Here is a 25,351-nt window from a genome sequence, read left to right as displayed (position 1 = left end):
AGATGTGAGATTTATAGTTTAATTTCGCAACGGTTTCCCTTTTGTTAACATAAATTGGATACGTTCCAGTGTTTTGCGTTCGGCACATAATTCTAAGAAAGCTTTACGCTCGAGATCGAGCAAATATTGCTCAGACACTTCCGTTGGTTCAGACAATTCGCCTCCACATAAAACAGTTCCTAATTTCTCTGAAATCTTTTTATCATGATCTGAGATATAATTACCTGCCCGCATTGAACTTGCTCCTACATATACAATACCTAAACCTTGTTTTCCCAACACTTTAATATCTGTCCGATGAGCAGGTTGAATATATCCGGCATTAGCCAATTCTAAGGCTTTTTCTTTAGCGTCAGCAATGAGCCTTGCTTTATTCATCGTGATTGCATATTTACCTTGTTGTAAATAACCTAGTTCGTAAGCTTCAACGGCAGAAGTTGACACTTTTGCTGTACCAATGGTCAAGAAGCGATCTTTTAATGTGTTTTGAACAATCTGATCGTCTTTATATTCATCTGAGGCACGCAAAGCAAATTCTTTAGTACCGCCACCTCCTGGTATTACACCAACACCAAACTCGACTAAGCCCATATAGGTTTCGGCATGTGCCTGCACAAAATCAGCATGCATAGAGAATTCACATCCTCCACCTAACGTCATCTGAAATGGAGCTACCACTACTGGAATGGAAGAATAGCGGAGACGCATTGAGGTGTTTTGGAAGGCACGGACAGCCATATTGAGTTCGTCGTAATCTTGCTCAGCGGCCATCATGAAGATCATCCCTATATTTGCTCCTGCGGAAAAGTTCTTCCCTTCATTAGAAATGACCAATCCACGATATTCTTTTTCAGCCAAATCAATTGCTTTATTGACTCCCTGAATAACATCTCCACCTATGGTATTCATCTTGGTGTGAAATTCGCAATTGATAATACCATCTCCTAAATCAATAATAGTAACTCCTGAATTTTTCCAAATGGTCTTACTATCGCGGATGTGATCTAAAACAATCAGATCTTCTGTTCCTGGAATAGGTTTATATGACGTGGATGTAATATCATAATAGTGACGAACACCATTTTCAATTTTATAAAATGACTCGCAACCATTAGCCAACATATCATGAACCCATGGTGCTACTTCTCCACGTTGACCCGGGAGGCGCTTTTCTTCTAATTTTATTTTCTCAATAGTCTCTCTAACTCCTAAGGCATCCCAGACTTCAAAAGGACCTATCTCCCAGCCAAATCCGGCGCGCATGGCATCATCAATACGAAAAAAATCATCTGTAATCTCAGGCACACGATTGGAAACATATTCAAATAAAGGGTAATGCATGGCACGAAATAATTCTCCTGCTTTATCTTTACCTTGTTCATATACCTTCATTCGCTTGCGAATATCTTCGACCTGCTTTGTCGCTTCAAGAGTAGCTGATTTTACTTTTCCTTGTGTTCCAAATTCTAGTGTTTTCAGATTTAAAGATTGAATCTCCGAATTTCCAGATGCATCTTTTACTTTTTCATAGAATCCTTTTTTAGTTTTTTCACCTAACCATTTGTTTTCAACCATTTTGGTTATAAAAGATGGTAATTGAAAAACACCTTTGGCTTCATCATCGGGAGCATTTTGAGCAAGTCCATTGGCAACATTTACTAAAGTATCCAAACCAACAACATCAGCTGTTCGGAAAGTTGCCGATTTCGGATGCCCCATTGCTGGTCCAGTGTATTTATCAACTTCTTCCACAGTCAAACCTAGCGGTTCAACTAAATGTGTCAAAGCTAACATTGAATAAACACCTACCCTATTACCGATAAATGCCGGAGTATCTTTACATAATACAACCGTTTTACCTAATATTTTATCTCCAAATTGTAATAAAAAATCAACAACTTCTGGTTTGGTATGTGGAGTAGGAATGATTTCTAATAATTGTAAATAACGTGGTGGATTGAAAAAGTGGGTCCCGCAAAAATGATCTTTAAAATCTTCAGAACGACCTTCTGCCATTAAATGTATAGGGATACCTGAAGTATTTGATGTAATTAAAGTACCCGGTTTACGGTATTGCTCGACACGTTCAAATACAGATTTTTTAATATCCAGTCTTTCCACGACAACCTCAATAATCCAATCACAAGAATCGATCTCTGACATATTATCATCAAAATTTCCTGTTGAAATCCTTTTTACAAAAGATTTACTATAAATAGGAGATGGATTAGATTTGACAGCCGTTTCTAAAGACTGATTGACAATTCGATTGCGCACGATCTTACTTTCCAAAGTAAGTCCTTTTGCTGTCTCAGCTGGTAGTAATTCTTTTGGAGCAATGTCCAAGAGTAATACTTCCGCACCAATGTTAGCAAAATGGCAAGCGATTCTAGAGCCCATTACTCCAGAACCTAATACTGCTACTTTTCTAATGTTTCTACTCATTTATTTAATTGTTTTATTATCAATAATGGTTGTCTATTATTGATCGATGGTACTATTTTCTTCTTGATACGCAGTTGCTAATTCATTTAATTTGGTCAAAGATTTCATCAATTGTACTCGTTCTTTCTCCGATAAATTCTCTTCCAAATATTGATTAAAATTACGCACGACATTTTTTGCAACTTCTCTTTTTTCTTTGCCTAATTCTGTTAGATAAACTTTGACTGATCGTTTATCAGATGCACTTGCTTCTCTATAAATAAATCCTAGCTTCTCTAAATTATTTAACACACGAGACAAACTGGTTGTTTTCACTCCTGTTAAATTAGCTATTTGTGACACTGGAGTGCCTTCTTTATGAATATTTATTAAAATATAGCCAGCAGCTTGTGTAAAACCATATTGTGTAGCAATTTGATTATACTTATTAGCAATCGTCTGCCAACCTGTTTTTAAAAAATAATCGATAGTTTTATTTTGACTCATAATCCGCTTTGTTATTTACTATGCAAGCATAACAAATCTAATTTATTTTTTTTAGATTTCAAACAGTTAATACTAATTTTTTAAATAATATTTGACAGAATTGGATAGTATCTGATTAAGGGAGTGAAATACTACTTAAAATGTCAGAAAAGTACTTTTATCAAAATGTGGAAAACTTTTAAACACTAAAATACAACAACTTAAGTAAAAACCACTATCAGTTATTCACATTTACACTTTTATATTCAAAATTAATTCGGTTACCTTTGTACAAACAAACATAAACGTATGGCTTTAGTTAATATTCCGAGACTTGACTTGCTAAACTTCACTGAAGGTAAAGCAGAATTACGCAATCAATTTATCCAAGACATTGGAAAAGCTTTTAACGAAACTGGTTTCGTTACCATTGCTAATCATGGTCTATCAAAAGAGCTAATCGACGAGTTGTATCAAGTCGTACCAGCATTCTTTTCTTTGCCGACGGAGATCAAGTTGAAATATGAGTTCCCCGAACTTGCAGGACAAAGAGGTTATACAACGAAGGGTCGTGAAAAAGCAAAAGATTCGACGACTCCAGATTTGAAAGAATTTTGGCAAAGAGGGCAAACGATCGTTGGTGAAGAATATAGTAAAACTGACTTTCCGGACAACCCTGAAGTAGCTGAATTACCTAGGTTTAATAGCATTACTGCAGAAGTATACAAAAAACTAGAAGATACAGGTCGTAAATTGTTAAAAGCAATTGCTACCTACTTAGATTTAGAAGAAGATTATTTTGAAAAATTTGTTATCAATGGTAACTCGATTTTAAGAGCTATACATTATTTTCCTATTCAAAATCCTGAAGAATTAGCACCTGATGCTGTTCGCGCAGGAGCACATGAAGATATCAATTTAATCACATTATTAATTGGAGCTAGTGCTGATGGTCTTGAAGTAATGACAAAAGATGGCGAATGGTTCCCGATCAAAGCGAAAGGTGAAGATATCGTAATCAATGTTGGAGATATGTTGCAACGCTTGACGAATAATAAATTAAAATCTACGACCCACCGTGTGGTAAACCCTCCAATTGAACTGATGGGCACCTCACGTTTCTCCATCCCTTTCTTCTTACACCCTAAGTCATCGATGAGTTTAGCTTCTCTTGATTCATGTATCAGTGACAAGTATCCAAAAGCTTATCCAAATTATACTGCAGGAGAATATTTAGATGAGCGATTAAGAGAAATTGGTTTAAAAATGTAATGCGATCAAAACAAAATCATAGAAGCCTTTCTTAGATAAGACTTACTTCTAATGAAATGTATAAAAAATGCCTGTCGAGTAATTAACAGGCATTTTTTATTTCAGATGACTCTACCAAATTTTGTATTGCTGTCAACAATTATTAATTAGAAAAACTGTTCCTAAAAAGAATAACCAAAACCTACATTGAGGTAAATATTATGCATGCTGAAATCGATCGAATTGAAATCCTTTTCTAAAATATTATTGAATCCATAAGTAACATCAGTCAATAATTTAAAATGTTTATTCATCTTCCATTCTGCTCCTAGTTGAGTACCCCATTGAAATTTTCGAACATTCTCCGAAAAATCATATGCAGCCTGGTTCCCATCTTCAAAAGATATCTTCGTTCCTGTTGGTGTATTTTGTCTTAAATAACCATCAGACACATATCCATCAAATGTATTGTCCATCAATCTAGAGAAATAGAGTCCTCCATACAAATTCCACTTATCCGAAAGTTGGAGAACAGCTAATACAGGTAAAGTAAAATAAGTATTACTCACATCTGTTTGTACCTGACCCGTATAATATCCTCTTACTTTTGAATTATCTTTTACTACTTCGGTGAGATAATTCTTAACCTGTGCATTTGTCTTCATTCCTTTTTCTTCAAAACGAATTCCTAAACGCACTCCCCATTTACCATTTTCTTGTATCCACTTGGTAGCATTTGCTTCCAGGCCAAAACTAAAACCTGGATTGAAGCTTTTAATCTTACGTATCTCTCGAGGTATCCCCAATGGACTACTCCCTCCGATACTGAATTGCGCCTGTACCGCGTAATCCATATTTGTATTAAAAAAATTTGTATTCTGGTTAGATGAGCTATCTTGCGCTTGGGCATATGGAATAGCCATTAAACAAATAGCTACCAGATAAAGTATTCTTTTCATTAAAGTCGTTTTCTTATTTATGTGCATGATTATTTGATTTGATTTGTGACAAGCTCCACTTCATCAATATACAAGGTACTACCCACAGCTCCATTGAACATATCTCCTTCTTTACTTGAGCTAAACACAATGGTGTACATATATTCTTTCGAAGGATCAAAAGATTTACCATTCACAAATGAAAAAGGTACTTCAAATGCAGTCCATTTATCGGTCTCAATTTGTTGTTGCGCTCCGATACGAGCCACGCTTACAATACGAGCATCTTTAAAACCATGAGTTCCTGTTAAAAAATTATGATCTAGTCCAGGTGATTTTTCAAACAAAATTGCATATCCATCCCAAGTATCTTTAGTAAGCTGTGATGGTTTTGTGTTTGCTACAAACTTTTCACCGGCTTTATATTTAAAGAAACCTTTTAATGAAACTGGAGCTGTATCGCTATTATAAGGAATGCCAAATCGAGTAGAGTTCACGGTAGGGAAAGTCAACTTAAACTCTCCAACGAACAAATTACCTGCTGCCAATGGCGAACCGAACATCCCGCCTAATGGACCGGTATCCTTCGTAATCAATTTAGCAGCCTGACCAAGATAACCATCTGTAACTTGTGAAGTAGGGTAAAAAGAGGGTACTAAATCTTCATCCTCTCCCACTAGCGTTCCAGCAAGAATATTATAGCCTTCATTTGCAGTTTCCCATATAAAGTTTTTCTGACCTTTTGCTGTCAATTCAAAAAACTGATGATAATGACCGACAGGATTGTCGGAGTCCACAATTTGTGCATTTTCAAAAGCAGCATAAAAATCTGCTCCTTCATCTAGCAAAAATGAAACCGTATACGTTTTTGACCATGCACCATCTTGCGAAGTAACAGTATATTGCTGCGGTACTGAAAAATCAAGTTCTGTACCGCTTTCAGGTAAGATGGTCGCCCCTGTTGTTACCACAAATTCAGGTGCATGCCTATAACTTCCCGAAAAGCGTTTTAACTTAAAAATAATCGTATTATTACCAATAGAAGGTGCTGTACTAAGGACTAAATCCCCGTTAAGAATACTCGCTTGCTCTACATCAGCCTCTGTATTGAGGGCTTCATCTTTAATACAGCTATTCAATCCAAAAAGCAGCACAATACAAATCATAAACGATAGAATTCGTTTTTGTTCCATAATAAATTAATATTTTAGTGTAAAATATCGTTAATGTATTTTGAGAATTATTAACGTGGTACAAAGGTAAGATTGTGCATCAAACAACATGGATTTGATATGCTAAAAATAGCTATTGTCTCGAAAACTTGACAATCAAAGGAAAATCAACTATCAGAATAGATTTTCCCTTATCTTTTTAGGCAATGATGCGATAACCAAGTTATAACTGTGGTCAATCAGTTCTATTAACTTCTGGTCAGTCAATTCGCGATTTGCATGCAAGGTGTTCCAATGCTTTTTATTCATATGATAACCCGGAAAAACGGTATGTACATACTCCTGCCTCAATGTAATCGCATATTCTGGATCACATTTGACATTGAACGACAAACTGTCCGATTGACCTAAACCAACCAAGAGGAAAACCTTAGCAGCAACTTTAAAAACCAAAGTATCTGGACCAAAAGGAAGCTCTTCTGTAACTGCAGGCTTAGATATACAATATTCACGTAGCTCTTCGATATTCATAAAGGCGATTTTTTTTAAAGCTAAGAAATATTTATTATTTATAAACTATGATATAGTCACCTACAGGTTCAAAAAACACGTATATTGTTAATTATTGTTAATAGTCGTTTGTTTGTATAACATTCTGATTACAGAAATATTAAGAACCACTTTATATTCTATATTTGCGGCATAACTTCACCTAAATACCGTTATGAACAGGATACTTTTTCTCCTTTTATTTTTTTGTACAACATTAAGCTACGGTCAATCCGCCATAACAGGTCAGGTATTAGATAAAGGAGAAAACAAACCGCTCATGAATGCTTCTGTGATTTTACTATCTGCACAGGATTCCATATTGAAAGTTTTCACCCGAACAAATGAGCAAGGCAACTTTACTATTCCGCAACTGGAAAGAGGATCTTATCGTGTCCTGATCACTTATCCAAAATTTGAATTATTTAGTGATCTCATAACAGTAGAAGATGCAAAAATAGATTTACATGATATTAAAATCAGTTCTAGGGCTCATGTTCTTGAGGAGGTTGTAATCACACAAAAATTACCGATAAAAATAAAAGGCGATACGATAGAGTATAATGCCGGAAGTTTTGAAACTGAAAAAAATGCTAAGCTCGAAGATTTATTAAGAAGATTACCTGGGATGACCGTTTCTTCAGATGGAACGATCACAGCGCAAGGAAAAACGGTATCTAAAGTCTTAATCGATGGTGAAGAGTTCTTTGGTTATGATCCTAAAATTGCCATTCGAAATGTCCGTGCAGATGCTATCGATAAGGTACAAGTCTATGAAAAGAAGTCTGACGAGGCAGAATTAACTGGGGTCGACGATGGAGTACGTATCAAAACCGTCAATGTGGTATTAAAAGAAGAAGCGCGAAAGGGAATTTTTGGGAATGCAAATGCTGCTATTGGAACAAAAGGTTTATTTGACGCAGCATTATTTGCCGCCAAATTCAATAAGGCTGAACGTATTGGATTGACTGGTAATTGGAATAATATGGGTGGAGAAAATGATTCCCGGATTAGATCCAATTCGAGCATCCAAGGTAAACCTGAGTATAAAAATATTGGTGTCAATTATGATAATGTATTTCTGAAGAAAAGATTGTCTTTAAACTCTAGTTACAATTTTAGCAACAATAGCTCTTCTAATGAAAGAGAATCTTATAGTAAAGAGGTTTTCCCTTACAAAACTCGGGAAACAACAGGAAGCAGCGCTTCAGACGATGATACTAAAAATAATCATTTTCGAACACAAGTTAGATTCAAAATTGATTCGATTCAGAATTTGGATGTTCAATTTAATGCGGGTAAATCAAATTCCCAAAGTACAAGTACTTCAAATCGCAGTATCACCAATAACGACACTACATTAACCAATACCTTTAAAGAAAGAAACAATTCTAAAGGCAATAACGATAATGCAGATTTTCGTATTAATTATAGAAGAAGATTAAATAACAACGGTAGATCATTAAATGCACAATTTAACACCCAACTATCGCAAAATAAATCTATTGCACAGGTAAACTCTACAACCAATTATTATAGAGAAAACCTAGTTGATAGTGTGGTATTAGATCAACAACGTGTAAACTCCAGTACGAACAATCGAATCGGCGCATCTTTAAATCTTAATGAAAAATTGTTTCAAGATTTGTATCTGACCTTAGGATATACGATGAATACCAATATTTCTAAAAGTCTTAATAACTCATATAATGGAGATGGTTTTGGGGAATATAAGACATTGGATTCTCTATATTCGAAAAATGAAGAAAATAGAAATTTCAATCAAGGGGCTAATATCCAAATCAACTATAACCTCAAAGACAAGATCAACGTCAATATTTCAAATACCATAAGCTATAAAAACCAAAAATTAATCGATACTTATCGCGATCTTGACCTAAAACGTAATTTTTGGGACAATAACCTGAATATGAACATCAATTATAAATTGACATTAAATAAAAATTTGATGGTCAGCTATAGCACTTCCAATAAAATCCCGACCTTTGGACAATTGCAATCTTTACAACCATTAACCAATCCGTTATTTATACAATTGGGAAATCCTAATTTAAAGAAATCGACCGAAAACTCTTACAATTTCAACTTTAACAGCTTTAGTATTTTGAGAAGTTCAAGTTTCAATATAAACGCAGGAATTAGTACCACACATAACCCGATTGCAAACAAAAGAGTGCTCGATACACTTGGCGTTACGACTAGTAATTATGAAAATATAAAAGATAAAATCAATTGGTCTGCCCGAGTGTATTCAGGGTATAGTAAACCACTGTTCAATAATTTACTTCAATTCAATCCAAACGCGAACCTAAGTTATGGTAATAGTTACGATTTTATCAATGGTGAATTGAACAATTCTAAGAATTACAATGCGAATATAGGCTTTGGATTAAATAAGCAAAATTCTAAAGTGATTGATTTTAATTTCTTTACTAATATCGGTATAGATCGACAAGAAACTCTTTTAAAACCTGAATTAAATAACAACAGCTTAAGAACAAATCTCAATACTGACATTAAATATTTCCTGCCTTATAAGTTTGATTTGGTACAGGTGGTAAACTATGGTTATACAGGCAAAAATAAAGTGTTCACAAAGGCTATTCATCAATTTTATATGAACCTTGAATTGAATAAAAAATTGATGAGTAATAATCTTCAATTGAGCTTAAAAGCTTTTGATATTTTTAAAACTTTCAATACCATCAATCGATCATTTGATAGCAGTAATTTTTCTGAATCACAGCAACAGCTCCTGACGCAGTATTTTATGGTGGGATTGAAATGGGATTTTAACAAAAACTTAGGAAAGAAAAATGATTAGATTATTAATAAGTTTTATCCTTTTGTTGCTGGGTCTAGACTCATTTGCTCAACATGCATACTTTGCAACGAAAGGAAGCATCCAATATGAGAAAGTCGTGTACACGAAAGCACGAATGCGAGATCTAATGGCAAAACATGGAGGTAATAGGGGGATGATGTATATGGGAAATATCGACGAGATGCCCGAAAGTTCGACATCAAACTTCCTATTACAGTTTGATGAAACTCAAACTGTAATGTCTCCTATCGATATGGGTACACCAGTAAAATCAACAATGACAGCTCCTAGCATTACAAAAGGTGGTCGCTCCTCAAGCGGAGGTTCTCGAGGTGGTACAGGTGGATCACCAAGAAATAATAATACAGGCGGTAATCGTATGGGAGGAATGATGAGAGGAAACAATAAAATGGGCGATAAAATATATGTTCAAAATCTAAAATCCAGAATTTCAGAGGTCCAATTACAAATAGATGAAAAAATCCTGATTAAGGACAGTCTTCAACAAGTTACTTGGCGATTCACGGATGAATTTAGAACCATTGCTGGTTATGAATGTAGGCGTGTCAATGGAGCAACAAAAGATTCGTTATACCTCATTGCATTTTACTCAGAAGAGATTCCGGTATCTGCCGGTCCAGTCCTAACTAACGGATTGCCAGGTATGATACTAGGACTTGTCATTCCTGAAATGCATATTAATTATTGGGCTACCGAAGTCAAGTTTACCAATGATGGAATTTCAAATTCTTGGAGAGATAAAAAAGCAAAGGAAATGACCGCTAATGAATTTTTTAAATTGCTTTCTGGCAGTATATTTAGAGGTAGAGGAGGCAATGAATCTGAACAAAGAAGACAAATATTAGAACAGATTATTTACTAATAATCTGTTCTAATATTTCTGATCAGGATAGTATGCTTACTAGTTCTTGCTGTATCGCAATTCCTTTATCATGATTGTACCATTTTTGAATTTCTTCTTTGATCTCATGAAATTCAGCTCCCCTGTCTTTCATCATGACAAATAAATCTGTGCATCCTTGAGGGCGTGGTCCCCAAACAGCAACATCATCTCCCTGTTCATTACGAACGATTAGTTTAGGAATAGATTTGCCCCCATTGGTCAAGTAATTTTCTATTTCATAAGGCTCCGAATCACGCAATTGAATATCCAATACAATAGCTGGGTTGTTTTTGACCAATTGGTAAATCATAGGCACTGAATGAGCCGCATCTCCACACCAAGGTTCTGTGATCAAAATCCAATGTTGCTTTGTTGATATACCATTGATAAAAGAAATGGTATCAGCATTTGGTTCAAATTTTTTCAACCAACGGTTCATACGCGACCAATTCAGCTTCGTATAGGTTAAAATTTCTTCATCCTGATAGCCTTCGTATTGCTGAGGATTGTCTAATATGGTTTGAAAATAAGATATGTATTCTTCGAACTGCATAAAATAGCTTTTTTATTTAGGGACACAATATGACAAAATTTTGCCATTTGTACAATTCAGACATAACAAAGAAACACAGAAATGACAGTTTGTCACCAATCCTGACGTTATATTGCTAATTTCATTCAATTTCAAGCAAACAAAATGATTGGCACAAGGGTTGATTAGGGTAGATATACAAACAGATTAGTAAAAAATAAATATATATAATATGTCTAAAATAATAGGAATCGACTTAGGTACGACCAATTCATGTGTTGCTGTAATGGAAGGTAACGAGCCGGTAGTTATTGCTAACAATGAAGGTAAACGTACAACACCTTCTATCGTTGCTTTTGTTGAAGGTGGAGAACGTAAGGTTGGTGATCCAGCAAAACGTCAAGCGATCACAAACCCAACTAAAACTATTTATTCTATTAAACGCTTTATGGGTTTATCATATGATGAGTCTATAAAAGAAGCGCAACATGTACCTTACAATGTAGTAAAAGGCGACAATAATACACCACGTGTAGAAATTGACGACCGCAAATATACGCCTCAAGAAATTTCGGCTATGATTCTTCAAAAAATGAAGAAAACTGCAGAGGATTTCTTAGGTCAAGAAGTAACTGAAGCTGTTATTACAGTTCCTGCATACTTTAATGATGCACAGCGTCAAGCAACTAAAGAAGCTGGTGAAATCGCTGGTTTAACTGTCAAACGTATCATCAACGAACCAACAGCTGCAGCTTTAGCTTATGGTTTAGATAAAGCACACAAAGACATGAAAATTGTTGTTTTTGACTGTGGTGGTGGTACACATGACGTTTCTGTATTAGAATTAGGTGATGGTGTATTTGAAGTAAAATCTACTGATGGTGATACTCACTTAGGTGGTGATGATTTTGACAACGTAATCATCAACTGGTTGAATGATGAGTTTAAAAACGAAAACAATGGCTTTGACTTGAAAAAAGATCCAATGGCATTGCAACGTTTGAAAGAAGCTGCTGAGAAAGCTAAAATTGAATTATCGAGCACAACTTCTACAGAGATCAACTTACCATACATCACTGCAGATGCTACAGGCCCTAAACACTTAGTACGCCCATTATCACGTGCTAAATTTGAGAGCTTAGCTGCTGACTTGATCAAACGTACAATCGATCCTTGTCGTTCTGCATTGAAAAATGCTGGATTCAGCACAGGTGATATCGATGAGATTATCTTAGTTGGTGGTTCTACACGTATTCCTGCAATCGTTGATGCAGTAAAAGCTTTCTTCGGAAAAGAGCCTTCTAAAGGTGTTAACCCGGATGAAGTTGTTGCATTAGGTGCTGCTATTCAAGGTGGTGTATTGACTGGTGAAGTGAAAGACGTATTATTATTAGACGTTACTCCTTTATCATTAGGTATCGAAACAATGGGTGGTGTAATGACTAAATTAATTGAAGCGAATACAACTATTCCTACTAAAAAATCGGAAACGTTCTCAACTGCTTCAGACAATCAACCATCTGTTGAAATCCATATCTTACAAGGAGAGCGTCCAATGGCAGCTCAAAACCGTACGATTGGCCGTTTCCACTTAAATGATATCCCTTCTGCTCCTCGTGGTGTGCCTCAAATTGAAGTCACATTTGACATCGATGCAAACGGTATCATCAAAGTTTCTGCTAAAGATAAAGCAACTGGAAAAGAGCAAAATATTCGTATCGAAGCTTCATCTGGTTTATCTGACGAAGAAATCAAAAAAATGAAAGAGGAAGCTGAAGCAAATGCTGAAGCGGATCAAAAAATGAAAGAAGAAGCTGACAAAATCAATGGTGCTGATGCTTTGATTTTCTCAACAGAAAAACAATTAAAAGAATACGGAGACAAAATCTCTGCAGATAAAAAAGCGCCTATCGAAGCTGGTTTAGTAAAATTAAAAGCAGCTTTTGAAGCTAGAAGCTTTGCTGATATCGATACTGCTTCTGCAGAATTGAACAATGCTTGGAATGCTGCTTCTGAAGAGATGTATGCGGCCTCACAAGGTGGTTCACAACCTCAAGGTGATGCTGGTCAAGCAAACAACGGTAACCAAGGTGGTGATGACGTAACTGACGTAGAATACGAAGAAGTTAAGTAATCTAACTTCTCCTCCAATATTAAAAAGCTCGAAGATTAGTCTTCGAGCTTTTTTTATAACTTATTTTATCAGATCCATACTTTGTCATAGTATAATGTGCATGTATCAATCCTGATATCATAGCACGACAAAAAAGGTTTCAATCAACTGCTAAATGGTCGTTTGATCAATACCATTACTTTTTGTAGTGGCTCAATATACCTTTATCTAATGTTGCCCAAATACCTGCTGGCATATTTGCTTTTTTTAAGGCTTCATTCGTCCAGGTGTTACACGAGTAAAACATACTATAGGACCCCTTTGCTTCATAAAAAGCATCTGAATCTCCGTATTGTGCATTCGTATTGATTACAATTGGTTTATTTTCATCATTATACTCTAAAGACAATTTTACAAAATCAATGAGGGACTGGTATTGTACAGTATCAATCATGTACTTAAAGCAGAGCTCGCTTTCCGTTATTTCGTTATGATAAGTTACGTGAAGTGCTGTCTCCCCAATACCGGTCGCAGCAACAAATGCAGTAGAAGCTTTTAGATCTTTCCATTCTGGAGTATTTAAATAAAAGCCTTTATCACCCCATCCCACTCCCATATAACTATAATTTGTTTCTTTTCCCTTATTATTTTGAAATGGAAACAAAACAGACCAATCGATCTGATTGGTTTTAACAGGTAATACCAGATCTGTATGAACACCATTGGACATGATGTACACAGTCACCTGTTTAGGAATCATAGACGGTTCCCTATGCGCACTCATGCGTGAAAGAATGCGTTCGGACAGCCAGTACACAAAGGCGATCACGATTATAGTGATCAGAATATATAATAACACTTTCAATATTTTTTTCATGTTTATAATGGACTTGACTCCTAGGATGAAAATACTTCCTAATATTCAAACATAAAAAAAACCCGCAACATTTGTTACGGGTTTACGAAAAATACTATGATTATATCTTAAAATAATTTTTCTGGATATGCTCCATCGGCGATCAATTTCAAAATCGACGCCTGCACAATTTCCTTATCTTCTTTATAGGTAACACCGAACCATTTTGATGAAGTGGGGATAACTTTAAAATCGGCTTGCTTAGTTTGCACCAAATAATCGGCTACAGAAGGGATAAAAAACTCTGACTTAGGGTCTTCCGCATTTTTTTCAACGAAATCTTTAAACATGCCTTCTGCAACTTCAAAAACCTTCGGAGTGAAACCCCAAAAATTCATAGATACGCGGCTTTTTGGATCTAACTCGGTAATTACATCGCCTTCTTCAAAGACAATCTTTTTCTCACCTTCAAGTTCTTTATAATAAATTTTGGTGCGTTCTGTTACACTTTCCATATGTCCAGAAGGACTTACCTCACAAACGCCTCTAGATACATAACCATAATCGGATAGCGTATTGCCTACTTGAAATCCCATTAACGCCATTTGCTCATCTGATACTTCGGTTGTTAAGAATTTTGCCATTTTTTGGTAGGAGTCTGTACCATAAAAATCATCAGCATTGATCACACAAAAAGGTTCATTGACATTATTTTTAGCACTCAATACAGCGTGTGCAGTACCCCAAGGTTTAGCACGCTCTATTTCACGGTCAATACCATATTTCTTTAAATCAAAATCTTGGAAAGCATAATCTACTTCAATCTTTCCTTTCAATTTTTCGTCAAAGACCTCTTTCATTTTATCTAAAAATTCTTCACGAATTATAAATACTACTTTGCCAAATCCAGCATTGATAGCATCATAGATAGAATAATCAATAATAGTTTCGCCGTGAGGCCCAAAAGCATCGATCTGTTTCAATGATCCGTAACGGCTAGCCATACCTGCTGCCAAAATTAATAAAGTTGGTTTACTCATATCCAATTTCTAGGTCGTTTCTAGTTTAAATTTTTGCAAATATATACATATTAGATTACTTTTTCTTAAAGAATGCTGTTAACAAACCACTTGCTAATTTCCCTAACAGCTTGACACCCTCACGAGCTAAGGTAGTTGTTGCCGTTTTTTGTGCTGCTTCTAATGGTGTCTGTCTTCTAGAAGTACTTTTTGAACGCTTTGCTTCTTCTTTTTCACGACTCAATTGCTCCTGTTGCTGTGTTGCAATTTGCATTTTCTCATCGATTATCTCTGCTGCGGAACGATTTTCTTCGCGCTGCTGATATTTGGTATACAGATCAGACTGCTTCAAAAGCTGATCATAAGTAACCGCATCTGCAGGTCCCATTACAGCTCGAGCTGGGACAAGATGCGTAGCCACAACTTCCGTGGGAATACCTTTATCATTTAACACCGTAATCAATGCCTGTCCAGTTCCTAATGATGTCAAGATTTGATCAATAGCATAAAAATCTGATTTTGGATAAGTCTTAACGGTCTTTCTTAAGTTCTCTGCATCATTAGGTGTAAAAGCACGTAAAGCGTGCTGAACACGATTACCCAATTGAGCTAAAACAGTTTCTGGAACATCTGTCGGCGATTGGGTACAAAAGAAAACACCGATTCCTTTGGAACGAATCAATCTGACAATTTGCTCGACTTGTGTCATAAAAGCTTTTGAAGCATCTTTAAATAACAGATGGGCTTCATCAAAAAAGAAAACCAATTTTGGTTTATCCAAGTCTCCTACCTCAGGTAGATTTTTAAACAATTGTGCTAGAATACTTAATAAAAAAGTGGAAAATAGCACAGGCTGATCCTGAACATCCGAAATATTCAATAAACTAATAACACCCTTACCATCTACTTTTTGAAATAAATCTTGAATATCAAATTCCTTCTCGCCAAATATATGGGCTACTCCTTGTTGTTCTATCGCCACTATTTTACGTAAAATAGTTCCAGAACTTGATTTACTTATTTTCCCATAATCATCTTTAATCTCTTCACTGCCGGGACCATCTGCCAAATAACTTAATAACTTTTTAATATCATTAAAATCAACTAAGGGCATATTGTGATCTTGCGCATATTTAAATATTGCGGCTAAAACTCCAGTTTGTGTATCATTCAATTCCAAAATACGTGCTAATAGAATCGGACCAACATCGGATACTTTAAGACGCATAGTGGTACCTTTATTTCCTGTCAATGAAAACAATTCAACGGGAAAACTAGCGGGCTGAAATGAAACGCCAACAGCATTTCCTCTATCAATTAGAGCTTGATTGGTCTGTCCTTCTACAGCTAACCCAGATAAGTCACCTTTTACATCCAACATGAAAACAGGAACTCCACTGTCGGATAACTGTTCTGCGATCAATTGCAACGTACGTGTTTTACCTGTTCCAGTTGCCCCAGCAATCAAACCATGACGATTCATCATTTTTAAAGCCAAATTAACCTGGGCTTCTGCAAGAATATTTCCATCTAAAATACCCGCTCCTAAATAAATATAGGTACCTTTTGGATTATAGGATGCTTTTACTTTTTCAATAAATAATGCTTGATCTTCCATTCTTTAATATACTAGTTTTTATAAAGGAACCAGTCCTTAATCTTAAAATACCCCCGCCTTTTACAAATTATATTTCTTAGATTAAATATAGAACGAAATATTGAGTCTTTGTAATTTTTTTGTCAGCAAGGGCTTTTTTTCAAAAAATTAATAATTTTTTAACATGAAAAATGTATTTTTACATACTCTAAAAAAGGTACAGATACAGTTTTGAAAAAAAATGTTTAACAAAAAAATTAGAAATATCGCCGCTCTATTATGTGCTTTAATCTTTTTCGTAAAGATGAGCATATCGATAACGCCTATATTTTCTTCTTTATTAGATCAAAACACAATTCTTCAAATTGTGCTCCAATTAGAAATTGAAAACAACAATGGTGCACACAGTGATAGTAATGAATCTGGTTCAAAGTTTTTTAATGCTAAAACAGAAGAATCGAATTTCTTAGCCATCATTACTGATAATCATGGAAAGCAAAAACATTATTTGAAAAATGAAAAATGTATTCGCGCATTCCACCCTTCTGTTCCTACGCCGCCTCCTAACTGCTAATTCTCCCTTTATGTGCCATTCGGCATGACATCAACTTTAATCAAGTCTGATTAGAGGAATATATGGTAAAATATCAGGTAACATTTTTAGACAGAAACTAATGTTTGGAACTCGTATGTCTGCTTTTCTAAAACTATCGAAAAGAGACTTAAAATATGATGTACCCGCTAGTGTTGTAGTGTTTTTAGTAGCACTTCCACTATGTTTGGGTATTGCAATGGCCTCTGGTGCGCCATTGTTTGCAGGATTGTTAACAGGAGTAATTGGCGGTGTCGTCGTCTCTTCTATCAGTAAATCACCTTTGAGCGTCAGTGGCCCTGCAGCTGGTCTTACGGTTATTGTCTTGGGCGCTATTCAGAGTCTCGGTGCCTATGAGACTTTTTTATTAGCTGTAGTTATTGCAGGTATTATCCAATTGATTCTTGGAATAGTTAAAGCTGGCATGATAGGCAATTACTTCCCTTCTTCTGTTATCGTCGGAATGCTTGCCGCAATTGGTATCACCATTATATTGAAGCAAATTCCTTTGGCATTTGGTATGATGGAAACCCATGCTTTTGAACTTGATAATGGTCATGGAATCGGAGCATTCACCGACACATTGATATCTTCCATTGGTCTGGGCGCTTTTATCATTTGTATACTATCATTGGTAGTCTTAATCTATTGGTCTAAAATACCAAAGCTAAACAAGATCCCAGCTCCATTAATTGTAGTTGCTCTGGGCATAGGCTTGTCATTTGCTTTTAATGGCACACGTTTCCAACTGGCTGAATCACAATTTGTCCTTGTACCTATTGTCAATTCATTTGCAGAATTTACTGGACTATTTACACTCCCAGATTTTACACAAATCATCAATAAGGAGGTCTGGATAGTCGCTTTTACTATTGCAATTATTGCCAGTTTAGAAACACTTTTAAGTATTGAAGCGGTGGATAAAATTGATCCATTTAAAAGAAATACACCTACAAATCGGGAATTGATCGCTCAGGGTGTTGGTAATATTACAAGTGGTTTATTGGGAGGCTTACCGATGACCTCTGTCATTGTACGTTCATCTGCAAATGTCAATGCTGGGGGTAGAACGAGACAGTCGGCCCTATTGCATGGTATGTGGTTATTACTGGCTATCTTAATCATACCTAATGTATTGAATTTTATTCCGTTGTCATGCTTAGCTGCAATTTTATTGCAAACGGGATATAAATTGGCAAAACCTGCTTTGTTTACATCGATGTATAAAAAAGGACTTGATCAATTTATTCCATTTTTCGCAACAATTGTAGCCATTGTATTTACAGACTTATTGATGGGTGTTGGTATTGGACTTGTTGTAGCTACTTTTTATATCTTAAAAGCAAATATGCAAAATGCTTTTAAATTTGATATCGTAAAACAAAATGACTGCGACAAAGCTATCATCACTTTGGCCGAAGAGGTATCTTTTTTAAATAAAGCGCCTATTCAACAAAAGCTTTATAGCCTTCCTAAATCTGTTGGTTTGATTGTTATCAATGGTACTGCAAGTAAATTCATTGATAAAGATGTCATTGAAGTTATTAAAGATTTTCAACAAAATGCCTTGACCAAAGGAAAGCGCATTGAATTGACAGATGTTGAATACAAGAAAAAATAATAAAAATAAAACAATTAATTAACGAGATTTGTATCCTATCAGGGATAAAACATGCAGCTCAATTAAATATGAACTGTATTAATATATATATATAAAATGGAAAAAGATTTAGAATTAGGATTTAAAAAAATTTTAGACGGAAATCGCGAATGGATGGACTTTGTTAAGAATGATACATCAGGTCGTTTTCAACAATTAGCAAAAGGTCAAAATCCAGAAATTTTATGGATTGGTTGTGCAGACAGTCGGGTGCCAGCAAATGAAATCACAGGTACTAAGCCTGGAGAAGTATTTGTACACCGTAATATTGCAAACATGTGTGTACATTCAGACATGAGCATGCTATCTGTACTGGATTATGCGGTCAATGTTTTAAAAGTAAAACAAATCATAATCGCTGGTCACTATGGCTGTGGTGGTGTTGCTGCATCATTGAGTCGCAATCAATTTGGTATCATTGATAACTGGTTGTGCCATATTAAAGATGTTTACCGTTTACATGCGGCTGAAATAGACGCTATAGAGGATCATGACAAAAAAGTAGACAGATTAATTGAACTAAATGTACAAGAGCAGGTGTTCAATTTATGTACAACTTCCATTATACAAAATGCTTGGAAAGATAGAAATGATCTTGCCGTTCATGGAATGGTCATTAACATCGGAACAGGTGAACTGACAGATCTGAGTTGTACTTTTACCAGTAATGAAGATCTTGGAGATGTATTCTCTTATAAATAGCATTGAAAAGGGTCGGGCAACTGACCCTTTTTCTATTATAAAATCCATTTTCCGCCCCTCTACCCTTCCTAGTTACAGCTTGTATATAATAGTAATTTTTCTATTGAAACAACTTACTTTAAAATGTGAGAACTACTACGGATAATTCGAAGTAATACTTAACTTTGTATTATGATAAACGAGGAGAAATCATTAAATTTTATTGAAGAAATTATCGAAGACGATCTTCGTAATGGGGCACATGATGGACGTGTATTAACGCGTTTCCCTCCCGAGCCAAACGGCTATCTTCACATTGGTCATGCTAAATCTATTTGCTTAAACTTTGGTTTAGGTCAGAAATATAATGGCAAGACTAACTTACGTTTTGACGATACTAATCCTGTTACAGAGGATACAGAGTATGTTGAAAGTATTAAACACGACATTCAATGGCTTGGCTTTAGCTGGGCACAGGAATTATATACTTCAGATTATTTTGATACCTTATATCAATATGCTGTAGACCTAATCAAAAAAGATTTGGCTTATGTAGATGATAGTACTGCCGAAGAGATTGCGGCGGCCAAAGGTACACCAACTGAACCTGGAGTTCCTACTCCTAATCGCAGTCGCAGTGTTGAAGAGAATTTGGTTCTTTTTCAAGAAATGAAAGATGGTAAATACCAAGATGGTGAAAAAGTATTGCGTGCTAAAATAGATCTTGCTAATCCAAATATGCATTTGCGTGATCCTTTATTGTACCGCATCAAACATGCACATCATCACCGTACTGGAAACAAATGGTGTATTTACCCGATGTATGATTTTGCACATGGTCAATCAGATTCGATCGAAAAAATCACACATTCCATTTGTACATTAGAGTTTATTCCTCATCGTGCGTTATATGATTGGTGTATTGAAAAATTAGAGATTTACCCATCAAAGCAATATGAATTTGCTCGCCTTAACATGACTTACACAGTGATGAGTAAGCGTAAGTTGTTGCAATTAGTCAATGATAAATTTGTCGAAAGTTGGGACGATCCCCGTATGCCAACAATTTCTGGTTTGCGTAGAAGGGGCTATACACCAGCGAGTATTCGTGCATTCTGTGATAAAATCGGTGTCGCTAAACGCGAAAACATGATTGATGTGAGTTTGTTAGAATTTTGTATTCGTGAGGATTTGAATAAAACAGCATGGAGAAGAATGGCTGTCTTGGATCCTATTAAATTAGTGATCACAAATCTTCCGACTGACCATATAGAAGAGTTACATGGTGAAAATAACCCTGAGGTTGAAGGTGGTGAAGGTTCTCGTATGATTCCTTTTTCAAATGAGTTATGGATCGAACGTGATGACTTTATGGAAGATGCTCCAAAGAAATTTTTCCGTTTAGGACCAGGTCTTTCTGTACGTTTAAAGAATGCCTATATCGTAACCTGCCATGACTTCGTCAAAGACGCAAATGGTCAAGTAACAGAAGTGCATTGTACTTATGTCCCTAATTCAAAATCTGGAGAAGATACTTCTGGAATGAAGGTAAAAGGTACCATTCACTGGGTTTCTGTTCCACATGCTAAGGAAACTGAAATTAGATTATATGATCGTTTATTTAACGATGAAAACCCTGCTGCTTCTGAAAATTTTAAAGAATCGATCAATCCCGATAGTTTAAAAATTAGCAAAGCATATATAGAACCTGATTTGTTAAATGCGGTACCGGGAAAAGGATATCAATTTATCAGACTAGGATATTTCACTTTAGATACCTCTTCGTCGCCAGATCACTTGGTCTTCAATCGAACGGTTGGGCTAAAAGATTCTTGGGCCAAAGAAGTAAAAAAAGGTCAATAATAACATAAAAAAGGGAGGCAATAGCTTCCCTTTTTTATGAAGTCATCTTCAATAAAAAAGTAGAATCACTAATGATCAATATCGATATTTAAGCCGATCTAGAAAGTAATTACCTTCATAGCTACTCTTGATTTTTGTCACATATTTAAAGCTGTGGCCCCTTTATATTTGAATAATCACAATTAACACATTCAAATATGAAAAAGTTATTCTTTGCAACTGCTGCATGCTTATTATTCGGATTAGGAGTAAGTCAGGCACAAGAAACTAGAGACTTTGATAGATGGCAGATACGTCTTAGAGGTGTAGGAGTTGTCCCTATCGAAAATGCTGATGTATCCACGATTGGAGGAAATGTTGCTATTTCAAGTCAGTTAATTCCTGAACTGGATTTCACTTATTTTTTTAACAAAAACATCGCAGCAGAATTGATCCTCGGAACTACAAAACACAAAGTATCCACCACAAATTCGGATTTATCAGCTATTGGTGGTAGTACCAATAATAAAATTGACTTGGGTAGTGTTTGGTTATTACCACCGACTTTAACTGTTCAATATCATTTCCATCCTACTCCATCTATTAAACCCTATATCGGAGTTGGAGCGAACTATACTATATTTTACAATGAGAATGCTGGAAATACAGTTAAAAATGTGCAATACGATAATGCTTTTGGGTTAGCCACTCAATTGGGTGTTGACATTAGCATTTCAAAAAATTTATTTGTCAATCTTGATGTGAAACACATCCTTCTAAAAACAGATGTCAATGTGGATGCAAGTAACCTTGCAACTGGATTAAATATTCCTGCAAAGGTAAATATCAATCCTTTTCTTCTGGGTTTTGGTGTAGGAGTAAAATTTTAACAAATAATCTACAGGGGTAATATGTTGTTTAAATGATTATTAAACATTGACATTTGCTATATAATGCTGTCAGTTATCTATTTTAACAGCATAACACTGATAAATAACCACGTTATAGCTAAAACAATAAGAGACCAGTATTTTGTTATAATTTCTGGTCTCTTTCATTTAATGGCTCACTCCTAGATATATGTTTTTATACATTTTCCTCAGATCAGCAACATAGACATATGGGTCCTTTTTCTTTCATATTAGCGATTATACAAGTCAACAGCGTCAAGAGCTTTTTTAATATTTCGGACTTCTAATCCACTTTCTGGTTTATCAGCAGCCAGCTGTTAATAATACAGATGATCTATTAAAAATTTCACATTACGAGCGAGCAATACGTTGATCGCTAGCTTAATTGATTTTAATTAAATACCATAAAAAAATACTACTTCTAAAAAACCTGCATCATCTCTGTAGCAGGCTGATCGTTAAATAGGTAGGTTTAGAATAACTTTTCTACAATACTTTTTGTTGGACCAGGATTACTCATGGTGTAAAAATGTAAAACGGGAGCCCCGAAATCGATTAATTCTTTACACTGCTGTACTAACCATTCCTCTCCCACCTGTCTCACATCAGCATTACTTTTACATGCAGAGACTGCCTCACTCAATTCTTCGGGAATATCCAAATGGAAAATCTTAGGTAGGGTAATCAATTGCTTTTTAGTTGTCAAAGGTTTCAATCCTGGTATAATAGGAACATGAATACCATTTTCTCTACATTTAGTAACAAACTCTTTGTATTTTTCTACATTAAAAAACATTTGGGTAACGATAAACTCTGCTCCCATCTCTACTTTCTTTTTTAACCATTTGAAATCGGTATTAAAATTAGGCGCTTCAAAATGTTTCTCTGGATAACCCGCTACACCAATACAAAAGTTTGTTTTTTCAGATATAGCAATATCTTCATGGAGATATTGTCCCTGATTCATATCAACTACCTGTTGCAATAAATCCGTTGCAAATGCATGTCCACCATCTGTTGGAATAAAATCAGAATCACCTTTTCGTGCATCTCCCCTCAATACCAATACATTATCAATCCCTAAGAAGTTGAGATCAATTAATGCATTCTCCGTTTCCTCTTTCGTAAATCCTCCACATATCAGGTGAGGAACAGCATCCACTTTATACTTATTCATAATAGCAGCACAGATAGCAACTGTTCCTGGACGTTTACGATAAGCCACACGCTCTAATAAACCGCTTTCGTGTTTCTTATACATATAGTCTTCTCTATGATAAGTCACATCGATAAAGGGAGGCTTGAATTCCATAAGTGCATCCATTGTTTTAAAAATACTCTGGATACCCTGCCCCTTAGCTGGAGGCAACAATTCAAAAGAAAACAAAGTTTTTCCTTTGGCATTACTGATATGATCAACGATTTTCATTAATTTTTTTTAAATATGATTTTGGTTGGCTTACATCGAAATGCACAAGTAAACTTGTTTCAACTTATCTTTCCCATCTCTGAGTTGGGGTAGAATGTAGCACCTTATAAAATAACAGGTTGCTAAGGCTTCATTGGGTCTAGTCCCTCTGCCTTTCTCTATAAGCATCGGCTAATATCGGTAATAGAAATTTATAATCAAAATAATATTAGAAGCTTGTTTAAAAAAATCATACGTTCAGGAGTTACAAAAACCGTGTTATTAAAATAAAAAAGCTACTACACAAAGATGTGTAGTAGCTTATGTTTCTTCATATTCTATTATGAATATGTTAAATTTCTTTATATAACTCAACTAAGCCTTCGGGCAAATCGACTTCTAGTACTTGATCTTCTGCATCAATACCAAGCATTAAATCATCATTTAATGGGAACATAAGTTCCTTGCCATTAAAGTCAACAGTAGCTATAAACTGTTGCGGCATTTCCTGCACATGTGTAATTTCACCAAGTTCTCCATGCACCTCATCAATCACCAAATACCCAATTAAATCCGTATATCTGAAATCATCAGGATCACGTTCAGGCATTTTATCATGAGGCAGATATACCTTCTTACGTACTAAGGGCTGTGCTTTATCAATATGATCTACATCTTCCAAATTCAAATAAGCGGTGCTATTGGTTTGATATTTAATATTAGCGACAAAATAAGGAACTAATTTTTTATTGACTTCAACAAATAAGACATCAAAATCTAAATCCTGATAATCTTCAAATTCAAAAAAAAGCTGTAGCTCTCCTTTTAATCCTCGTGTTTTACTAATATAACCGATGTAAAAACTTTCTTCTATGGTCATGTTCTAATTTGAAAGGGCAAATTTAAAAATATAAATACAAAATTGCAGTACTTCTTGGCAATAGGAGTTATTTTCTTTATAAAAAAAGCCGGATCATGTCGAACCGGCTTTCTTGATACTGTATGAAAGAAAAATTATCCTTCAGTTTCTTCTGCAGCAGGAGCTTCAGTTTCTTCAGCAGGAGTTTCCTCTGCAACTGGAGCATTTTTAGCAGCAATAGCAGCAGCTTTTTCTTCTTTTTTCTTAGCTTCAGCAGCTAATGCAATTTTCTTAGTTTCAGCTTTTGTATTAGCTAAACCGTCTTTTTTACCAGCGATTCTTGCATCATTAGCTTCAGTCCAAGCAACAAATTTAGCATCAGCAGCAGCCTCATCAAATGCACCTTTTTTAACACCGCCTAATAAGTGTTTTTTGTACAAAACACCTTTATCCGAAAGGATAGTACGAGCTGTGTCAGTAGGTTGAGCACCTTTATTCATCCAATCCAAAGCTTTTTCAAAATCCAAAACGATAGTCGCTGGGTTTGTGTTTGGGTTGTAAGAACCAATACGGTCGATGAATTTACCATCACGTGGAGCACGTGCATCTGCTACTACTAAGTGGTAAAAAGGACGTCCTTTTTTACCATGTCTTTGCAATCTGATTTTAGTTGCCATGTTTTCTTGTTATTTATGTATTCAACATATCCCCC

Annotated in this window: 21 protein-coding genes and 1 riboswitch; of the genes, 9 read left to right on the top strand and 12 right to left on the bottom strand. The window is 35.4% G+C overall.

Translation table 11 applies throughout. The features are described 5' to 3' along the window. Positions 1–18 precede the first annotated feature (18 nt). Both C8N37_RS06810 and C8N37_RS06805 read right to left on the bottom strand, forming a co-directional pair. Positions 19–2,445 (bottom strand): 3-hydroxyacyl-CoA dehydrogenase/enoyl-CoA hydratase family protein, encoded by a 2,427-nt coding sequence (locus C8N37_RS06810; RefSeq protein ID WP_108158200.1) that lies wholly within the window; start codon positions 2,443–2,445, stop codon positions 19–21. A gap of 36 nt (positions 2,446–2,481) precedes the next feature. Next, positions 2,482–2,931: a MarR family winged helix-turn-helix transcriptional regulator gene (locus C8N37_RS06805; protein ID WP_094773212.1), complete on the bottom strand. Its 450-nt coding sequence runs from the start codon at positions 2,929–2,931 to the stop codon at positions 2,482–2,484. A gap of 288 nt (positions 2,932–3,219) precedes the next feature. Between C8N37_RS06805 and C8N37_RS06800 the strand changes: the two genes are divergently transcribed. After that, on the top strand, positions 3,220–4,182 hold the full coding sequence (locus C8N37_RS06800) for an isopenicillin N synthase family dioxygenase (RefSeq protein WP_108158199.1): 963 nt from the start codon (positions 3,220–3,222) through the stop codon (positions 4,180–4,182). Positions 4,183–4,343: 161 nt separating this feature from the next. On the opposite strand, the gene C8N37_RS06795 is transcribed toward C8N37_RS06800, so the two are convergent. The 3 genes from C8N37_RS06795 to C8N37_RS06785 all read right to left on the bottom strand — a co-directional run bounded on the left by C8N37_RS06795 (position 4,344) and on the right by C8N37_RS06785 (position 6,802). Beyond that, complete coding sequence (locus tag C8N37_RS06795) at positions 4,344–5,120, bottom strand: porin family protein (protein ID WP_108158427.1); 777 nt, start codon at positions 5,118–5,120, stop codon at positions 4,344–4,346. 29 nt (positions 5,121–5,149) lie between these two features. Beyond that, positions 5,150–6,292 carry a PCMD domain-containing protein gene (locus C8N37_RS06790; RefSeq protein ID WP_108158198.1) on the bottom strand — a complete coding sequence of 381 codons (1,143 nt, stop codon included), beginning with the start codon at positions 6,290–6,292 and terminating at the stop codon, positions 5,150–5,152. 153 nt (positions 6,293–6,445) lie between these two features. Next, positions 6,446–6,802, bottom strand: coding sequence for an MmcQ/YjbR family DNA-binding protein (locus C8N37_RS06785; RefSeq protein WP_108158197.1), 357 nt, complete (start codon positions 6,800–6,802; stop codon positions 6,446–6,448). Between the two features lie 193 nt (positions 6,803–6,995). Between C8N37_RS06785 and C8N37_RS06780 the strand changes: the two genes are divergently transcribed. Both C8N37_RS06780 and C8N37_RS06775 read left to right on the top strand, forming a co-directional pair. Then, positions 6,996–9,665: an outer membrane beta-barrel protein gene (locus tag C8N37_RS06780; RefSeq protein WP_108158196.1), complete on the top strand. Its 2,670-nt coding sequence runs from the start codon at positions 6,996–6,998 to the stop codon at positions 9,663–9,665. Next, positions 9,658–10,548, top strand: a complete 891-nt coding sequence (locus C8N37_RS06775; RefSeq protein ID WP_108158195.1) for a GLPGLI family protein — start codon at positions 9,658–9,660, stop codon at positions 10,546–10,548. The genes C8N37_RS06780 and C8N37_RS06775 overlap by 8 nt, the downstream gene beginning before the upstream one ends. Positions 10,549–10,570: 22 nt before the next feature. Here the strand turns inward: C8N37_RS06775 and C8N37_RS06770 are convergent, their stop codons facing one another. Further along, a complete protein-coding gene (locus tag C8N37_RS06770; RefSeq protein WP_108158194.1) occupies positions 10,571–11,122 on the bottom strand; it encodes a thioredoxin family protein in 552 nt (183 codons plus the stop codon). Between the two features lie 211 nt (positions 11,123–11,333). Between C8N37_RS06770 and dnaK the strand changes: the two genes are divergently transcribed. Beyond that, positions 11,334–13,235 (top strand): molecular chaperone DnaK, encoded by a 1,902-nt coding sequence (gene dnaK, locus C8N37_RS06765; protein ID WP_108158193.1) that lies wholly within the window; start codon positions 11,334–11,336, stop codon positions 13,233–13,235. A 175-nt stretch (positions 13,236–13,410) separates the two neighbouring features. Here dnaK and C8N37_RS06760 read toward each other — a convergent pair whose 3' ends face one another. The 3 genes from C8N37_RS06760 to C8N37_RS06750 form a co-directional block, all read right to left on the bottom strand. After that, positions 13,411–14,091, bottom strand: coding sequence for a TIGR02117 family protein (locus C8N37_RS06760; protein WP_153195314.1), 681 nt, complete (start codon positions 14,089–14,091; stop codon positions 13,411–13,413). A 107-nt stretch (positions 14,092–14,198) separates the two neighbouring features. Beyond that, positions 14,199–15,110 (bottom strand): nucleotidyltransferase family protein, encoded by a 912-nt coding sequence (locus tag C8N37_RS06755; protein WP_108158192.1) that lies wholly within the window; start codon positions 15,108–15,110, stop codon positions 14,199–14,201. Between the two features lie 55 nt (positions 15,111–15,165). Then, a complete protein-coding gene (locus C8N37_RS06750) occupies positions 15,166–16,707 on the bottom strand; it encodes a helicase HerA-like domain-containing protein (RefSeq protein WP_108158191.1) in 1,542 nt (513 codons plus the stop codon). Between the two features lie 220 nt (positions 16,708–16,927). Between C8N37_RS06750 and C8N37_RS06745 the strand changes: the two genes are divergently transcribed. The 5 genes from C8N37_RS06745 to C8N37_RS06725 all read left to right on the top strand — a co-directional run bounded on the left by C8N37_RS06745 (position 16,928) and on the right by C8N37_RS06725 (position 22,351). Continuing rightward, positions 16,928–17,260 carry a hypothetical protein gene (locus C8N37_RS06745; protein ID WP_244914358.1) on the top strand — a complete coding sequence of 111 codons (333 nt, stop codon included), beginning with the start codon at positions 16,928–16,930 and terminating at the stop codon, positions 17,258–17,260. Positions 17,261–17,360: 100 nt separating this feature from the next. Further along, on the top strand, positions 17,361–18,899 hold the full coding sequence (locus tag C8N37_RS06740) for a SulP family inorganic anion transporter (protein ID WP_108158190.1): 1,539 nt from the start codon (positions 17,361–17,363) through the stop codon (positions 18,897–18,899). Positions 18,900–18,995: 96 nt separating this feature from the next. Beyond that, positions 18,996–19,640 (top strand): carbonic anhydrase, encoded by a 645-nt coding sequence (locus C8N37_RS06735; protein WP_108158189.1) that lies wholly within the window; start codon positions 18,996–18,998, stop codon positions 19,638–19,640. Positions 19,641–19,811: 171 nt separating this feature from the next. Then, on the top strand, positions 19,812–21,482 hold the full coding sequence (locus tag C8N37_RS06730) for a glutamine--tRNA ligase/YqeY domain fusion protein (RefSeq protein ID WP_108158188.1): 1,671 nt from the start codon (positions 19,812–19,814) through the stop codon (positions 21,480–21,482). A 197-nt stretch (positions 21,483–21,679) separates the two neighbouring features. Beyond that, complete coding sequence (locus tag C8N37_RS06725) at positions 21,680–22,351, top strand: OmpW/AlkL family protein (protein WP_108158187.1); 672 nt, start codon at positions 21,680–21,682, stop codon at positions 22,349–22,351. Between the two features lie 493 nt (positions 22,352–22,844). On the opposite strand, the gene C8N37_RS06720 is transcribed toward C8N37_RS06725, so the two are convergent. From C8N37_RS06720 to C8N37_RS06710, 3 genes are all read right to left on the bottom strand, one after another. Further along, on the bottom strand, positions 22,845–23,801 hold the full coding sequence (locus tag C8N37_RS06720) for a methylenetetrahydrofolate reductase (protein ID WP_045752422.1): 957 nt from the start codon (positions 23,799–23,801) through the stop codon (positions 22,845–22,847). Between the two features lie 61 nt (positions 23,802–23,862). Further along, a riboswitch (SAM riboswitch) is annotated at positions 23,863–23,968 on the bottom strand. Positions 23,969–24,132: 164 nt separating this feature from the next. Continuing rightward, positions 24,133–24,660 carry a ribosome maturation factor RimM gene (gene rimM / locus C8N37_RS06715; RefSeq protein WP_108158186.1) on the bottom strand — a complete coding sequence of 176 codons (528 nt, stop codon included), beginning with the start codon at positions 24,658–24,660 and terminating at the stop codon, positions 24,133–24,135. Between the two features lie 134 nt (positions 24,661–24,794). Further along, positions 24,795–25,316, bottom strand: a complete 522-nt coding sequence (locus tag C8N37_RS06710) for a 30S ribosomal protein S16 (RefSeq protein WP_094773200.1) — start codon at positions 25,314–25,316, stop codon at positions 24,795–24,797. Positions 25,317–25,351: the final 35 nt, after the last annotated feature.

Source organism: Sphingobacterium faecium, assembly GCF_003054045.1.
Taxonomy (GTDB): Bacteria; Bacteroidota; Bacteroidia; order Sphingobacteriales; family Sphingobacteriaceae; genus Sphingobacterium; species Sphingobacterium faecium.
Note: the sequence above shows the minus strand (reverse complement) of the source record. Positions and strands in the feature narration are given on the sequence as shown.

Excerpts from the sequence above, each read along its gene's own strand:
- C8N37_RS06810 (WP_108158200.1), bottom strand. The coding sequence starts at position 2,445 with ATGAGTAGAAACATTAGAAAAGTAGCAGTATTAGGTTCTGGAGTAATG.
- C8N37_RS06805 (WP_094773212.1), bottom strand. The coding sequence starts at position 2,931 with ATGAGTCAAAATAAAACTATCGATTATTTTTTAAAAACAGGTTGGCAG.
- C8N37_RS06800 (WP_108158199.1), top strand. The coding sequence starts at position 3,220 with ATGGCTTTAGTTAATATTCCGAGACTTGACTTGCTAAACTTCACTGAA.
- C8N37_RS06795 (WP_108158427.1), bottom strand. The coding sequence starts at position 5,120 with ATGAAAAGAATACTTTATCTGGTAGCTATTTGTTTAATGGCTATTCCA.
- C8N37_RS06790 (WP_108158198.1), bottom strand. The coding sequence starts at position 6,292 with ATGGAACAAAAACGAATTCTATCGTTTATGATTTGTATTGTGCTGCTT.
- C8N37_RS06785 (WP_108158197.1), bottom strand. The coding sequence starts at position 6,802 with ATGAATATCGAAGAGCTACGTGAATATTGTATATCTAAGCCTGCAGTT.
- C8N37_RS06780 (WP_108158196.1), top strand. The coding sequence starts at position 6,996 with ATGAACAGGATACTTTTTCTCCTTTTATTTTTTTGTACAACATTAAGC.
- C8N37_RS06775 (WP_108158195.1), top strand. The coding sequence starts at position 9,658 with ATGATTAGATTATTAATAAGTTTTATCCTTTTGTTGCTGGGTCTAGAC.
- C8N37_RS06770 (WP_108158194.1), bottom strand. The coding sequence starts at position 11,122 with ATGCAGTTCGAAGAATACATATCTTATTTTCAAACCATATTAGACAAT.
- dnaK (WP_108158193.1), top strand. The coding sequence starts at position 11,334 with ATGTCTAAAATAATAGGAATCGACTTAGGTACGACCAATTCATGTGTT.
- C8N37_RS06760 (WP_153195314.1), bottom strand. The coding sequence starts at position 14,091 with ATGAAAAAAATATTGAAAGTGTTATTATATATTCTGATCACTATAATC.
- C8N37_RS06755 (WP_108158192.1), bottom strand. The coding sequence starts at position 15,110 with ATGAGTAAACCAACTTTATTAATTTTGGCAGCAGGTATGGCTAGCCGT.
- C8N37_RS06750 (WP_108158191.1), bottom strand. The coding sequence starts at position 16,707 with ATGGAAGATCAAGCATTATTTATTGAAAAAGTAAAAGCATCCTATAAT.
- C8N37_RS06745 (WP_244914358.1), top strand. The coding sequence starts at position 16,928 with ATGTTTAACAAAAAAATTAGAAATATCGCCGCTCTATTATGTGCTTTA.
- C8N37_RS06740 (WP_108158190.1), top strand. The coding sequence starts at position 17,361 with ATGTTTGGAACTCGTATGTCTGCTTTTCTAAAACTATCGAAAAGAGAC.
- C8N37_RS06735 (WP_108158189.1), top strand. The coding sequence starts at position 18,996 with ATGGAAAAAGATTTAGAATTAGGATTTAAAAAAATTTTAGACGGAAAT.
- C8N37_RS06730 (WP_108158188.1), top strand. The coding sequence starts at position 19,812 with ATGATAAACGAGGAGAAATCATTAAATTTTATTGAAGAAATTATCGAA.
- C8N37_RS06725 (WP_108158187.1), top strand. The coding sequence starts at position 21,680 with ATGAAAAAGTTATTCTTTGCAACTGCTGCATGCTTATTATTCGGATTA.
- C8N37_RS06720 (WP_045752422.1), bottom strand. The coding sequence starts at position 23,801 with ATGAAAATCGTTGATCATATCAGTAATGCCAAAGGAAAAACTTTGTTT.
- rimM (WP_108158186.1), bottom strand. The coding sequence starts at position 24,660 with ATGACCATAGAAGAAAGTTTTTACATCGGTTATATTAGTAAAACACGA.
- C8N37_RS06710 (WP_094773200.1), bottom strand. The coding sequence starts at position 25,316 with ATGGCAACTAAAATCAGATTGCAAAGACATGGTAAAAAAGGACGTCCT.